Source organism: Aeoliella fuhlenseeensis (genome assembly GCF_052161615.1).
GTDB lineage: Bacteria > Planctomycetota > Planctomycetia > Pirellulales > Lacipirellulaceae > Aeoliella.
Genome location: NZ_CP197417.1, coordinates 17,861 through 31,666 on the forward strand (window position 1 = coordinate 17,861; position 13,806 = coordinate 31,666).

The following is a 13,806-nucleotide window of genomic DNA, read 5'->3' on the forward strand; positions in this document are numbered from 1 at the left end:
AATGATGGGGTAAACAGAGCATTCTAGCCCCCAAGTGCCGCCTGCCCAGCCATCCGCTCGATTGTTCCGGACGCCCTCGTGAGATAAGATAAATAGCTTAGAAAACCCTGCTCCCCCCACCCATGAACGTCGTCAGCCCGTTGATCGAAACACCCATCGCCACCCGCGAATCGCAATCCGACCGCAGCCTGCAGCTCGCCATGGCTGCCGCGCGTACCGCCGAAGACAATCGCGGCCAGAACATCACGGTGCTTGACCTCCGAGGCGTCACGCCCGAGTTCGACTACTTCGTCATCGCGACGGGTAACAGCCGCCGGCAGCTCCACGCCATCAGCGAAGAAATCGATCGCTGCCTGGAGAAGGACCTGAACGACAAACGGATGGGCCTCGAAGGCTACAGCGAGAGCCGATGGATTCTGTTGGACTACGGGTCGGTCGTCGTGCATCTGTTCGACGGCGAAACTCGCGAATACTACGCCCTCGAAGATCTATGGGACGGCGCGGTCCGCGTGCCGTTGCCCTGGGATAAAGAGAAGCCAGCCGAGTCCGTGTCCGAAGTGATCGCTGCCGAAGATGCGATTGAAGAGGCCGTCGACGAAGAGTAAGACGGTGGGCCACTCGCCCCGATAGTGCTCTGCCCGCCGGAGCTTCTACTGCCTTAGGTCCCTAGCTCGATCGTAAACACGTTCGATGCTTGTTAGGATACTCTCTCGGAATTTGCCCACGACGCCCTGCTGGTTCCGACGGTATGGATCCAGTGGCAAAGTCTGCGATCGGCATTCCCCCTTCCAACTTCCCCCCTTGGTGTCATGAACTTCCTCGCCGAACTTCGTCAACGATTTGCCCACAGCCTCGCGTCGCTCGATGGATTCACGGGCGACGTGGCCCCCGTGCTGGAGCTCATTCGTCCCAGCACCGACGTGAAGTTCGGCGACTACCAGGCCAACTGTGCGATGCCACTGGGGAAGCAGCTCGGCAAGGCACCGCGTGACATCGCCGCGATGCTGGTCGAGAAGCTCGACGTCGCCGATCTGTGCGACACTCCCGACATTGCCGGCCCGGGGTTCATTAACCTCAAGATCAAGGACTCGGCGATCACCGCCGCGCTCGCCGCCGCGGCTGCGGACGCGGTGCATCTGGGGGTTCCTCAAACCAAGCATCCGCGGACGGTGGTGGTCGACTACTCGTCCCCCAACGTCGCGAAGCCGATGCACGTGGGTCACATTCGCTCGACCGTCATCGGTGCGGCGATTGCCAATGTCCTGCGGTTCCTCGGCCACCGCGTGATCACCGACAACCACATCGGCGACTGGGGTACCCAGTTCGGCATGATCATCTACGGCTACAAGCACTTCGCCGACGAAGCCGCGATTGCCAAGGAGCCCGTCGCCGAGTTGAGCCGCCTTTATCGCTTGGTCAACACGCTGGTCGAATACCACGCGGCGAAGAACAATGATCTCCCCGCACTGATCGAACGGATCGCGAAGCAAGAACAAATCGTCGCGACGCTCACGAGCGCGGAACCAACGGGTGACAAGAAGGCCGACAAGGAAGCGGCGAAGAAGCAGAAGCAAGCCGAGTCCACGCTCGTCGAACTAAAGGGCGAGAAGGCCTCGGTGGAGAAGAAGATCGCCGCGGTCGATGGCGACAAAACGCTCGCGCCACTCGCCGCCGCGCATCCAACGATCGGCCGGTCGGTGCTCGACGAGACCGCCAAGCTCCACTCGGGCGATGCAACGAACAAGCAGCTGTGGGAGCAGTTTCTCCCCGCGTGCCTCGACGAGATCCAAAAGACCTACGACCGATTGAACGTCACGTTCGACCACGCGTTGGGCGAGAGCTTCTACCACGATCGCCTTGCCGCGGTGGTGGACGACCTCGTCGCGCGGGGTCTCGCCACCGAAAGCGACGGGGCGATGTGCGTGTTCCTCGAAGGCCAAGCCGCGCCGTTCATCGTTCGCAAGCAGGACGGCGCGTTTCTGTACTCCACCACCGACCTCGCGACCATTGCCTACCGACTCGAAGAGTGGCAGCCCGACGCCATTCTCTACGTCGTCGACCATCGCCAGAGCCTGCACTTCGAACAGTTGTTCGCCACCGCCCGAAAGAGCGGCTGCGAGAACGTCGAACTCCAGCACGTCAGCTTCGGCACCGTGCTCGGCGAAGATGGCAAGCCGTACAAAACGCGAAGTGGCTCGGCCGTCGGACTGATGGGCCTCTTGGACGAAGCAGTGACTCGCGCCCGTGCCATCGCCGACGAGAGTCCCGTGCTCACCGATGACACCGAACGGGGCGAAGTCGCCGAACGCATCGGCATCGGTGCCATCAAGTACGCCGACCTCGCCCACAACCGCACCAGCGACTACGTCTTCAGCTACGACAAGATGCTGGCCATGACCGGCAATACCGCCGCCTACATGCAGTACAGCTACGCCCGCGTCCGGGGCATCTTCGAGAAAGCCGGCGTTACGCGCGACGAAGCGCTCGTCGGGGCGACGGGCATCCAGCTCGACGCGCCCGAAGAGCGGGCACTCGGCATGGCACTACTTCGCTTCGCCGAAGCACTCGACAAAGTGGCGGAAGACTACCGCCCTAATCACCTGACCGCTTACCTGTTTGAACTGGCGAGCGCGTATGCCTCGTTCTTCCAGAACTGCCCGGTGATCAAAGCCGACTCGCCCGAGTCGCGAACCAGTCGACTCGCGCTCTGCGCGCTCACCGCCCGCACGCTGGAGGTGGGGCTAGGGCTGCTCGGCATCGAGTGCGTCGAGCGCATGTAATCGAGCCGTAGTGGGTGGGACGAGGCAACCCCGATCATCGGCCTCGGAGAGGCCTCCCACAATTCTAGAGTAGGGGCCAGCAGTTCTCAGAATCCGCGCAGCCCTCTGCCGAGCGATCGCCCGAAGCTCCACGTCTTCGCGAACACTTCGTCAGCCGCTTCGGTGCTCTTCACCTCGTCATGATCCGCCACCGAACGTCGCGACTCGCCGCGGCGGGCGTCCCGCTCGCTGTGCCGCGCGAGGCGTGACTCGTTGGCGGGAGTTGTGGCCTGCGTTTCGGCGCTGTTCGTCGGCTCGGCTTCGTCGGCGATCTCCGTGGTCTGTGCACTGGGGCCCGCCACGAGTCCGTCAAACCCCGCGAGGTTGATGCCGCCATCGTTGATCGCGGCGGGTGCTTCGGGTGCCATTTCCACCGCGACTGGCTCGACATCGCCAATCACCGCGGCTAGAGAACCGGACGTCTTCCCAAAATTTGCTTTCCACTCCGCGTAGTCGACCTGGTCGACCTTGCCATCGCCATTGGCGTCGCCGGGTGCGTAGGGCTGAAGCCCCGGGCGGCCGAAATTGTCTCGCCACAGCGAGAAGTCTGCTAGGCCCACCGATCCATCGCCGTTGAAGTCGCCCGCCAACAGGCCCACACTGCTAATGCCCTGCTGCACCAAAATCCGATAGAGCTGTGCGGCGTTGGCATCGCCCGTGACGCGAAGGTAGTAAGTCCCCGCGCGTGGCAAGTTGACGCCACGCAGCACCTCGGTCCCGCCGAGCCCCGCACTGTCCGCCGTGGCGAGCAAGCTGGTGCCGTTGGTGTCGAACAGTTCGAGCTTCAGGTCGTTCTGGGCTTTGGCGTTGAACGACTGCTGCGAGTCGATCGAATAAGTCGGCCCCTCCGCCGACACCGAGATCGTCACTTGAGTTGCCTTGGTGACCGTGAATCGGAAGTAATCGACATCCGAGTCGTCGTCGATGCTTACGAAGTTGGTTTGCGTTGGCTCGATACGCGTCGAGTTCATCACCGTACCCACGCCGAGCGACTGCCCCGTGCCGAGCGTTCCGAGGTGCGTTGCGTACGCGACGGTGTCGTTGCCGTTCCCTTCTTCGAGTGGGTCTCCGTAGCCGCGATGGACGGCTAGAACTTCGTTGAACTGCGGTCCATCGAAGGCAGCGGAGGCCACGCTTTCCATGAGCTTGGTGCCGTTGTTCGGCGTGACGTGCTTGAGTCCCTTGGTGTGACCGACCTCATGGGCGAGGAGGTTGCGGAGCCGCAGCGAGTTATTCGCGGTGTTGTTAAAGTAGGTCTCCGAGGTATCGAGCACCACGTCCCCAAAGTTGGGCTGGAACGCGTACGCTAGATTTCCCCCAGAGCCATCGATCGCGTGCCCCGAGAGTCGCACATCGCCACGCGTTCCCAGCACCCCATAGGGCATGGAGAACTGCATGAACGCCATGCCATCGTCGTTCGGCTCGTAGACGTAGTCGATGCCCGAGATCGCTTCCCAGCGATCAAACACGCTCTGGACGATCGGGAACCAAGGCCTTCGCGTGTAGTCGGTTCCGCCCGGCCCCGCTCCGTAAAGATTGTCGAGAAACGCCACAAGATTGCTGCCCGACGTCTCCTCGCCAGCATACCCGTGGATCGAAGTGCCATCGGGGACGATGCTCCACGTTAGCACTGTCGCCTCGCCCTGCGACATGCCGAAGCCCGCGGTGGCGGTGTAGTTCCATCGCGAAGAGTCGGTGAAGCCAACGAGCGCGGCTAGCGCGAGATCCTCTTCCGCATGGTCGTCGCCGCTCATGACCTCCAGCGGCGTGTCGGGTGCCCACTGCGCGTCGGCGGCGAGCATCGTCCGTGATTCTAAATGCTCGCACCGCAGCGGGCGCGCACGCTTTGCGAGTCGTCTACCGCGGCTCGCGGATCGCTCGTGCGAACCGCCAGCCGTTCTGCCAAGTTTCTTCATCCAATTCTCCCTTGGTCCCGCAAGGCGAAGGGCGATTTCATTGCCCCGAGAATGTTGTAAGTGCGCACCGTTCACCAGAACTGGTTAACGCGGTGAGCTGTGAGAGGTCGAAACAGACGGCGTCCGTTCGAACCGCCTCGGGGCTCTCTATTCCGCAGAGAGAAGCTGATGAGGTAGACGAGTTATAACGAACTGCCGCGAAAAGGCCAGCATCTTTTGACGAAATCTTCCGCAAGGGACAACCCCAGATGCCCGGGGACGTTCAAAACATTCCTTTTCGAGAAAACTGGAGCCCTTCTGTAAATCCTTCTGAACAGCGAAGGGAAATAATCTTGCGGATTGCCGACCGAGCGCGACTGCCCGGCCATTTACTCGTAGCCCGATTCGCCAGGGCTGGGACAACTCGGAACGTAGTTGAACAGAAGAGAGAGTTCTCGGCTCGCGAATCATGCAGAGGGTCGCGAAAAATTGGGGAATGAACAAAAGAGAACGAAGGAAACGAAGTGGGTAGCCAGAAGAACAGGAGGCAGCAGAGAGAACGGAGAAGCGGGACGAAGCAATCTCTTTATCAGGGTGGCGCTACGGCTCGTCCCTCGCCTCCGCTGCCCTTCGCTCTGAAGTCATTCCACCTCGTGGAATGTTAAAAGTTCTTTCCCTTCTTCGTTCTCTCTGCTGCCTTCTGTTCTCTTTTCTCCCCTTCTTTCTTAGTTCTCTTCGTTACCTTCTGTTCAATACGCCCCGAATTCTGGCGAATCCGGCTACGAGGACACCTTCGGGACTCGCCCGCGCAAGTACAGATCGCCGGCGGTTTGCTCGATTACAACGTCTTCCAGTTGTATCGCGGCGCCCATATCGCTGATTCCTAGTCCCTCGATCGGACTACGGGCACCCGAGCCGCCGACGAGTTTGGGGGCGATGAATGCATGCACTTCGTCTACCACGCGGGCGTCGAACAGCGCGCCGAGCACTTGCCCGCCACCCTCGCACAGCACGTTGGTCATTCGCCGTCGGCCTAGCTCCGCAAGCAGCTCGGTGATCTGCGCCAGGTGATCGCCGCGTCGAATCAGCAACAGCTCGCCCCCGCGGCTCGTCAGCCAGTCGTACTCGCCGGCATCTGGTTCACGTGACTGGACGACCATCAGCGGGGCTTGGTCGATGGTGCTTGCTAGCTGACTCCCCTCGTCGAGCCCACCGAGGACAATCCGCGTCGCCACGCGCGGACCCGATGGGCGCGCCGTGAGCATCGGGTTGTCGACGTTCGCGGTGCGCGAACCAACCACAATCGCATCCACGCGCCCACGAAGTTCGTGGACTCGCGCGCGCGACACTTCGTTCGTAATCCACTGGCTTGAGCCGGTGTGCGTAGCGATCTTGCCATCGAGTGTCATCGCCCACTTCGCGATCACCCACGGCACGCCGGTCGTGGTGAGTTTGAGGTAGGGAGCGAGCAGCTCTCGCGCCTCCTGCTCCATGATTCCGACTTCGCACTCGATGCCCGCGGCACGGAGTTGCTCGAATCCACCACCTTGCACCTTCGGAAACGGATCGGCCACCGCGGCGACCACGCGTGCGATACCCGCCGCGATTACGGCTTCGGTGCAGGGAGGGGTCTTTCCGGTGTGGCAGCAAGGCTCAAGCGTCACGTACAATGTCGCGCCGCGAGCTCGCTCGCCTGCCTGCGCGAGGGCGTGGACCTCGGCGTGAGGCCCACCAAACTGCTGGTGCCAACCCTCGCCAACGATCTCTCCCCCCGCCACCACGACGGCCCCGACCATCGGATTCGGCTCGACATGCCCCTCGGCTCGCTTGGCGAGTTCGAGGGCACGCTGAATGTAGATTGTGTCGGAGGAGGAACTCAAAGCAGCAGGTTCTCAGTCGGGGGTCCAAAGTTTGCCTTTGCCCGCGGCTGCGGTCTCGCCGCCGGGGGTCCAGATGCCCGGCTCGGAATGCGCTCCCGCCTGTGCGCCCACGGCGGCAGCAGGGATTCGCGACGGAGCTTGCATCGGAGCGTCTGCCGGAATCGCACCGATCATGTACAGCAGCTGGTAAATCTGCTGGGCGATCTCGGGTTCGTTCATGTGCTCGTCGCGCAGGTGAGCGAGCGTGCGATTCGCGCCCTCCGAGTTGTTCTCGGCGATGTGCAATTGCAGCTCCAGCAAATCCCAAGGCCCGGTGGACTCGCCCTGCGACTCGGCCCACTCGCGGGCCTCGTCCAGCACCGCGATCGCGGCCTCGGAATCTTCTTCGAGCGTGAAGAGTTGCTCGTACAACTTGAGGCGCGGAATGTAGTTCGTGCCGAAGCCATCGCGACGAAGTCCCTCGCGTGCCACGGCCTTCAGGCCATTCGTGGCGTGGACCAGCACGCACCGCTTGTAGAGTGTCGCCAGGTCCTCGTCCGAGAGTCCACTGAGATCGATCCGACCAATGCGAACCACTGGCACGCTGTTGGCGTCCACCGAGTCGGCGGCGATCGATTCGTGGGCGGGGAGTCCGAGGTCGCTACGTAGCTTCGCGAACGTCTCCTCAAACCCAGCGTTTGCCGACCCGTTCTCTAGGAGCAGCAGCTCCGAGAGCAAAGGCAGGCGGAGTTCTTCAATGCCGGCCGCTTCGCGGGGCGACTTGCCACCGAGGGCCGCCCGCGGCGTGTTGGGCCAGCGATCGAGCAGCGCGGCTCTGCGCTCTTCCGTCAAAAGCTCGCGACGCTTCGCCGCGGGGGTGTTGGCTGGCAGGTGCCACCGCCAACTCAGTGCGGCGTCGTTGCCGCGTGGCGACATGCCGAGGTCGACCTCGTCGTTCTTCTCGCCCAGCGAGTCGCCGAGCAACTGCTTGAGTGTCTCGATCGCCGTATCGAGCTTCTCGTCCTTGTCGGTCACCAATTCTACGCGCTCGGGACGATCGGTCTGACGACCATAATGCGAAACGAAACCCAAAACGTGCGGCACCGTGTCGCGAGTGAGATCGGCACCATTCTCAGGCACGGGGCGGTCGAGCAGCATGTAGTAGCCACGCGGCTTGGGACCCTCGAACGATTCGAGCTCTTCCTGCGACAGTTGCAGCGGCTGGATTTGCTTGCTCGCCGTGAGTTGCTCGATGAGCGAGTCTTCGTTCGTGATGCCATACACCAACCGCAGCGTGTGAGGCGACTCCTCTTGGATCTCGGTGTCGACCAACTGTGCCAGGGCCTCGGCTTCCACGGCGTCGGTCAGCGGAATGTCCTGACGAGCGTAGAGTCGCATGCCTGCCGCGAAGTTCTTGCGATCGCCCAAGTAGCCCGACAGCAGCGCGCGATTGTAAAAGAACAGCGGTGTGTCGAGGTGGTCGGGCAGGATATCGTCGAGCTCCTCAGCCGCCGCACGCCACTTGCCGGCTGCTGCCATCCGCTGCACCATTTGCATCGCGCTCGCGGCGGGGTGCTCGGCGGGGAGGCTGCGAAGCGCGAGGCGATCGCGCAATAGCAGCGGCAAGCCACTCACTTGGTTCATCCGCACGAGGAGCTCGAGCGCGCGATGATCGTGACCACCCGCCACCGCTTCGTAGAGCCACAGGTGCGCACGAGCCGCGACGACATCGCCCACCAGGAGCAGTGCATGGCCGACGCTACCGATGGCTTCGAGCACACGTTGAGGCAAGTTCGTCTCAACGCGGTCGAGGGCCGATTGCAGGGCGTAGACGGCCTCGGTGGTTTCGCCACGGTCGGCCAGCAGCATCGCGTGGTGGGCGTGGGCCGAGGGGCTGTCGGGGTGGGCTTTGACGAACTCGGTGACCGTATGCTCCGCCGCCTCGTGCTCGCCGAGCGACAGCTGCAGCATCGCTTGCAGGTCGAGCAGCGACGCCCGACCGGGCTGCTTGGCCAGGGTCTGCTCGACGTGCCGCAGGGCGGCGCGGGGCTGATCGCCCTCGATCATGCGGTGGATTTTCTCGATTTCGCCGATCAGGTCGGAGCAGCAGAACTTGAGTTTCTTGCCGCTACCGCAGGGGCACAGAGTATATGGATCCATCTAGGCTGGCCGTCGAAGGGGGATGACTTGAATTGAAAGTAGCCCTGCATTGTACCCCACCCGGCGGGGCGTTCACCACCCGTGGAACCGGGCATTTCGGGGTGTTAGGAGTCGGTTTTATGGGTGTTCTGAGAGTCTGTTTTCTCGGGAAAATTGGTATCGGGCATTCCGCCGTCTTCAGCCAGCTGGCGCCCTGCCGCACGAGTCGGCCAGATCCACGGCCTCAGCCCTGGCACCGCCGGAAGCAGAGCCAGGACTACGAACACCGAAAACACCCACACGCGGGCGTAGTCGAGCTGGGGCGTCGAGTGCCGTTCGATCAGGTCAAAGTCGATACTATCTGCACCACTCGCCGTGAGCAGGGCGATGGCGTCCTCGCGTCGGATCGGGACCCGGAGCGCGCGAGCGCTGCCGTCGCACATTGCGACGTTGCGAACGAAACTTGGTTTGTAAAAGTAACCCCGAATGACTGGATGACCGTCAGTGGCGGTGTCCGGTAACGGAGTGCTGAGCAAGTCGACCGCTTCCTGGAACGTGAGGTCTTTCGGTTCCGCCCAGTGCACGCCACGACTGTCAGCTTCGATGAGCAAGATCGTGTTGCTCGTGCCATCGGTGATGTCTTTGTACGTACGGAGTTCGCCATCGCCCCAAGCGGTCTCGGGTCCGGTGATCGCGAAATAGTTGGTCTCGGTTGGCGCGTAGTGTTCGGGGCACTCGAACTGATGCCAATCCATCATCCCGAAGTTGCGATCATTGTGCGGCCCATCCCAGGGTTCGTTGTAGTCATAGTGGGAATGGATAGTACTTCCTTCGCTGAAAGGAAGGATATGAACTCGCCAGGACTGTGGAGCTGAGCCTCGCTTACCGACGCCTGCGACCGGAGGGAGTTCACTCACCTGTTCATGGTAGTTTTGAATAGCAAGTAGCAACTGCTTCATATTATTGAGACACTGGTTCCGGCGCGATGCCTCTCGCGGGGTACTGACCGCTGGCCAAAGCAGTGCAGCGAGGATCAGTAGTATCGCAGCGGTCCAGAACAGGGTGAGACATCCAGGTCGCGGCAGGTAGAAAGCGGCCGACCAGAACGCGATTACTCCGCAAACCACCGTCACACCTAATCCGCCACCAAACGCCGCCAGCGACGCGGCGACTAGCGCGAACAAGTACAGCAGCGTGGTGAGGCGGAAGGTCATGGGTAGTTTAGAAGAGTGTGGTTGTTGGATGTTCAGCGAGCGGGGCCCGTTAGGGCCGTGGTGATCTCAGTCGTTGAGTTCGCTCCCCTTATCGCACGAGTAATGTCGCGGATTCGCCATTATTTTATTGACTGCGACTTTATTCCTGAGAGTCCACCTTGCCGGCGTGAAAAAGTCTCGTGTTTTCTAGGGTGAAATCATGGTGCGGTGGTTTGGGCGAAAAGAGTAATGTCGCAGGGGTTCACCGCAGGTGCGACATTACTAAGGGGGAAGTTTGTAGGCCGGATCAAGCGGAGCGCCGATCCGGCGCTTGGCGTGTTGGCAGTTGTGGTCGCTCACCAAGTCGCAAAGCGTGTAGCATGGCCGCCTCGGCCGTGTAAGGGGATCGAGTGCGATGTAGGACACGGCCGGGGCGGCCATGCTACGGGGGGGTTGCTCAGGGGCGAGATTCTTCGGTCGCTTGGGCTCCCTCAGAATGACAAGTGCTGCTTCGTCTCCGGTGGCTTTGTTTCTCCTTTGTTTTCAGCGTTAATTGCCGTATCGGCGCGGAGCTTGATACGGCCTACTTGAACTCAACCTATCATGGGCGCGAGTACTTTCTAGTCCCTTTTTGGAGCATCTGTACATTTTCTCGAAATTTCCAAAAGGGTTCAGAAATCTGGGAAGAAATCGGAAAAGAGCGACCTAATTCCCGCAGCCACGGAGTGGCGACAGCGCATAGCCTGGGGCGCGAGCCCCAGGGTGAGGGTCCGGGAGGTTCCCCCAAGCCGCGGAGCGGCGACAGCGCGCTTCTACCGATGAGCAGGGTCGCAAGCGAACGATCGATCCGGGCGAGGAGTTTGTGATCTTTCGACGCGATGAGAAGATTCGCTGTCGCCACTCCGTGGCTATCGACCCTGTGCGGCACGCAGTCCAGGGGCTCGCGCCCCTGGCTATGCGCTGTTGCCGCTCCGCGGCTTAGGGGAGAATGTCCGTGCGACCTGCGCGAGCGAACCGGGGGAGAGGGCGGACGAGAATTCCACGGCCGGGGCGGCCATGGTACGAAACCTCTAAATCCCCAGGCCCTTGGCTCTTACCGATTCGGCTTGGGCTTCGCGGTAGCTGTGGAGTTGTTGGCGGAGCGTGGGGTCGTTGTTCGCTAGGATGCGAATGGCGAGGAGGCCGGCGTTCTTGGCGCCGCTGGTGCCGATGGCCAGCGTGCCGACGGGGACGCCGCCGGGCATTTGGGCGATGGAGAGCAGCGAGTCGAGGCCGCTTAGGGCTTTCGATTGCACGGGGACACCCAGCACCGGGAGGACGGTGAGCGAGGCCACCATGCCGGGTAGGTGGGCGGCGCCGCCGGCACCGGCGACGATCACCTGAATGCCACGCCCCTCGGCCTCGCGGGCGTAGTCGAACATGTCCTCGGGCGTGCGATGGGCGCTCACCACGCGGGCTTCGCAGGCGACGCCAAACTCCTCGATCATCTCCACGGCGTGGCGCATGGTCTCCCAGTCGCTCGCCGAGCCCATGATCACACCCACTAAAGGAGCCTTGTCCGACATGATTTTCTGTTGCCCGAAACGAGAGTGGTTAACGAGCTTTCATGATCGACCGGAGGGCAGGGGGTGTCAACTCGGCTGGCCTACGATCGGCGTTTAGCGGGCGATGCCGATCGGGCTGAAGACGATGTACATGATGACGGTCAGGGCGATGCAGCCAATACCCGCCATCAAGGCACCTCGCGAACTCTTGAGGTCCAGATCGCTGTTGACCTTGAACTCGATGGGAGCCGGAAGCGGTGCCACCATGGTCATGATCGCTTGCACCAACAGGCAGAGGGCAAACGAGATGGCCATCCAGTTGAGGAAGTTGTTCATGAAGTCGATGCCAGCGAAAACGTCTGTGTTGGCGGACAGGTACCACAGGGTGCCGTAGCACACGACATTCACGAGCAATCCCACCACACCGCACATGCGCGGGGCACGGCGGACGAGGAAGCCAAAGACGAACACGGCGAGGATGCCGGGCGAAATGAGTCCCTGGCCACCTTGGATAATGGTGAAGATGGAGTTGGAAATGTTGGGGTTACCCATCAGCGGGGCGAGCACGCAGGAGATGACGGCGAACACCACCACCGAAATGCGGCCGATGAACACGATGGTGCCCTGGGGTGCTTTGGGCAGCAGGTGCTTCTCGACCAAGTCGAGCGTGAGAATGGACGAGCACGCATTGAGCATCGCGGCGAGCGAGCTGATCACCGCCCCCAAGAACGCGGCGAGCACGAAGCCCAGCAGGCCTTGGTTCTTGGGCAGCAAGTCCAGCAGTTCGCCGAGGGCCGTGTCGTACTTGTAGGCGACCAGGGCTTGCGACTCGGTCTTCTTGCCCGCCTCGGTTGCCGCCGCGCTAACGGTTGCGTTGAAGGCGTTCATCTCTTCGGTCAAATCGCGATAGACATGCTTCCATGCCAGGTCTTCTTTGGAGCTAAAGATCTGGAACTCCGCCGGCTTCGTGTTCTCGAAGCGGTTTTGGGTCATCGGCAGGACGAGGGGATTCTTGGTGGTGATGGCATTCATCGCCTTGATGTTGGGATACAGCGCGATCATGAATCGCGGTCCCTGGTGGGCGGTGATTTCTTCGTCGGTGGGGGCTTCTTCCGTGAACACGAAATCGGTGTCGGGATTGGCCTTCAAGTACTTGGCGATCGCGCCGGAATTGTCGGCGCGGGCGCTTAGCTGCATGTTGCCATGGAATAGGTTGAACGCGATGATGCCCGGAATGACGACGATGAACGGGATAATCAGCTTGAGGTACGCAGCGAACACGATGCCCCGCTGACCTTCGGCGAGCGACGACGAGCCGAGCGTACGCTGAGTGATGTACTGGTTGAGACCCCAGTAGTAGAAGTTGGGAATCCACACGCCGAGGAGCAGCGCCGTCCAGGGCAGGACGTGGTCGCTGGCGGGGAGGAACATGCTGAGGCGGTTGGAGTTGAGGTCCATGAAGCGTTCGACGGGCCCCGTCTCTTCATCGAGCTGGACAATGGCGATCTCGCCGGTCTTGGTGTCGACCACGCGTGCTGCTTCTTCGACCGACCCCAACTGGGAGAAGGCGAAGTACATGATGATGCCACCACCGAGGATGAGTGCCGAGCCTTGAATCAGGTCGGCCCACACCGAGGCCTTGAGACCACCGGTGACGACGTAGATCATCGCGATGAGGGCGATGAACATGGAGGGGTACCACAGTCCAATCGACAGGCCATAGCGTTTGCCGAGAGTGTCGACGGTGAGCGCGCCGGAGTAGGTGACGGCACCCAGCAGCATGAGATAGATGAGAATCGTCGCCACGGCCATCAACAGGCGTGCGGAGGAGTTGTAGCGATACTCGAGGAACTCGGGCATGGTGTAGATGCCCGCGCGAAGGAAGTAGGGCAGGAAGCAGAACGCGACGACGGTGAGCGTCACGGCGGCGAGCCACTCGTAGCTGGCGATGGCGAGACCAACGTGGCTGGCCCCCGCGCCGTTCATGCCGACGAACTGCTCGGTGCTGATGTTAGCGGCGATGAGCGAGAAGCCGACGAGCCACCATGTCAAACCACGACCCGCCAGGAAGAAGTCTTGGACGTCCTTCTCGCCTTCGCCGTGGGCCTTGCGGCTTTTGATCAAACCGATGGCCACGACCCCCAAGATGAACACGACGAAAACCGTGATATCGACACCGAAAGCAGCCATCAAAAAACCTCGCCTGGATAGATTCGCCGCGTCGTTTCCCAGATGGCGGGACAAAAGGGACGGGCGAGTCGGGGGATAAGCCGGGTAGCTTTGGCGAGGTCCCGGGGTTCGGGAAAATCGCCGTTGGGCTCCGATTTTAACTACCCGCCAGTTCGGATGTAAGCCGA

The 13,806-nt window shown here is 61.6% G+C and carries 8 protein-coding genes; 2 read left to right on the top strand and 6 right to left on the bottom strand.

Annotated elements, in window-relative coordinates; all coding sequences use genetic code 11:
• Positions 1 to 122: 122 nt before the first annotated feature.
• On the top strand, positions 123 to 605 hold the full coding sequence (rsfS, locus tag SH292x_RS00085) for a ribosome silencing factor (protein WP_442483525.1): 483 nt from the start codon (positions 123 to 125) through the stop codon (positions 603 to 605).
• A gap of 204 nt (positions 606 to 809) precedes the next feature.
• Positions 810 to 2,780 (top strand): arginine--tRNA ligase, encoded by a 1,971-nt coding sequence (gene argS / locus SH292x_RS00090; RefSeq protein WP_442483526.1) that lies wholly within the window; start codon positions 810 to 812, stop codon positions 2,778 to 2,780.
• A gap of 86 nt (positions 2,781 to 2,866) precedes the next feature.
• Here the strand turns inward: argS and SH292x_RS00095 are convergent, their stop codons facing one another.
• From SH292x_RS00095 to SH292x_RS00120, 6 genes are all read right to left on the bottom strand, one after another.
• Positions 2,867 to 4,621 carry a pre-peptidase C-terminal domain-containing protein gene (locus tag SH292x_RS00095; RefSeq protein WP_442483527.1) on the bottom strand — a complete coding sequence of 585 codons (1,755 nt, stop codon included), beginning with the start codon at positions 4,619 to 4,621 and terminating at the stop codon, positions 2,867 to 2,869.
• Positions 4,622 to 5,493: 872 nt separating this feature from the next.
• Positions 5,494 to 6,594, bottom strand: coding sequence for a bifunctional diaminohydroxyphosphoribosylaminopyrimidine deaminase/5-amino-6-(5-phosphoribosylamino)uracil reductase RibD (gene ribD, locus SH292x_RS00100; protein ID WP_442483528.1), 1,101 nt, complete (start codon positions 6,592 to 6,594; stop codon positions 5,494 to 5,496).
• Positions 6,595 to 6,606: 12 nt separating this feature from the next.
• On the bottom strand, positions 6,607 to 8,733 hold the full coding sequence (locus tag SH292x_RS00105; RefSeq protein WP_442483529.1) for a hypothetical protein: 2,127 nt from the start codon (positions 8,731 to 8,733) through the stop codon (positions 6,607 to 6,609).
• A 104-nt stretch (positions 8,734 to 8,837) separates the two neighbouring features.
• Complete coding sequence (locus SH292x_RS00110; RefSeq protein ID WP_442483530.1) at positions 8,838 to 9,926, bottom strand: DUF1559 family PulG-like putative transporter; 1,089 nt, start codon at positions 9,924 to 9,926, stop codon at positions 8,838 to 8,840.
• Positions 9,927 to 10,975: 1,049 nt separating this feature from the next.
• Positions 10,976 to 11,470 (bottom strand): 5-(carboxyamino)imidazole ribonucleotide mutase, encoded by a 495-nt coding sequence (gene purE, locus SH292x_RS00115; protein WP_442483531.1) that lies wholly within the window; start codon positions 11,468 to 11,470, stop codon positions 10,976 to 10,978.
• Between the two features lie 93 nt (positions 11,471 to 11,563).
• Complete coding sequence (locus tag SH292x_RS00120) at positions 11,564 to 13,639, bottom strand: sodium:solute symporter family transporter (protein ID WP_442483532.1); 2,076 nt, start codon at positions 13,637 to 13,639, stop codon at positions 11,564 to 11,566.
• Positions 13,640 to 13,806: the final 167 nt, after the last annotated feature.

What these genes read in the sequence shown, in the direction of transcription:
- rsfS (WP_442483525.1), top strand. Translation starts at nt 123, where the DNA reads ATGAACGTCGTCAGCCCGTTGATCGAAACACCCATCGCCACCCGCGAA.
- argS (WP_442483526.1), top strand. Translation starts at nt 810, where the DNA reads ATGAACTTCCTCGCCGAACTTCGTCAACGATTTGCCCACAGCCTCGCG.
- SH292x_RS00095 (WP_442483527.1), bottom strand. Translation starts at nt 4,621, where the DNA reads ATGCTCGCCGCCGACGCGCAGTGGGCACCCGACACGCCGCTGGAGGTC.
- SH292x_RS00105 (WP_442483529.1), bottom strand. Translation starts at nt 8,733, where the DNA reads ATGGATCCATATACTCTGTGCCCCTGCGGTAGCGGCAAGAAACTCAAG.
- SH292x_RS00110 (WP_442483530.1), bottom strand. Translation starts at nt 9,926, where the DNA reads ATGACCTTCCGCCTCACCACGCTGCTGTACTTGTTCGCGCTAGTCGCC.
- purE (WP_442483531.1), bottom strand. Translation starts at nt 11,470, where the DNA reads ATGTCGGACAAGGCTCCTTTAGTGGGTGTGATCATGGGCTCGGCGAGC.
- SH292x_RS00120 (WP_442483532.1), bottom strand. Translation starts at nt 13,639, where the DNA reads ATGGCTGCTTTCGGTGTCGATATCACGGTTTTCGTCGTGTTCATCTTG.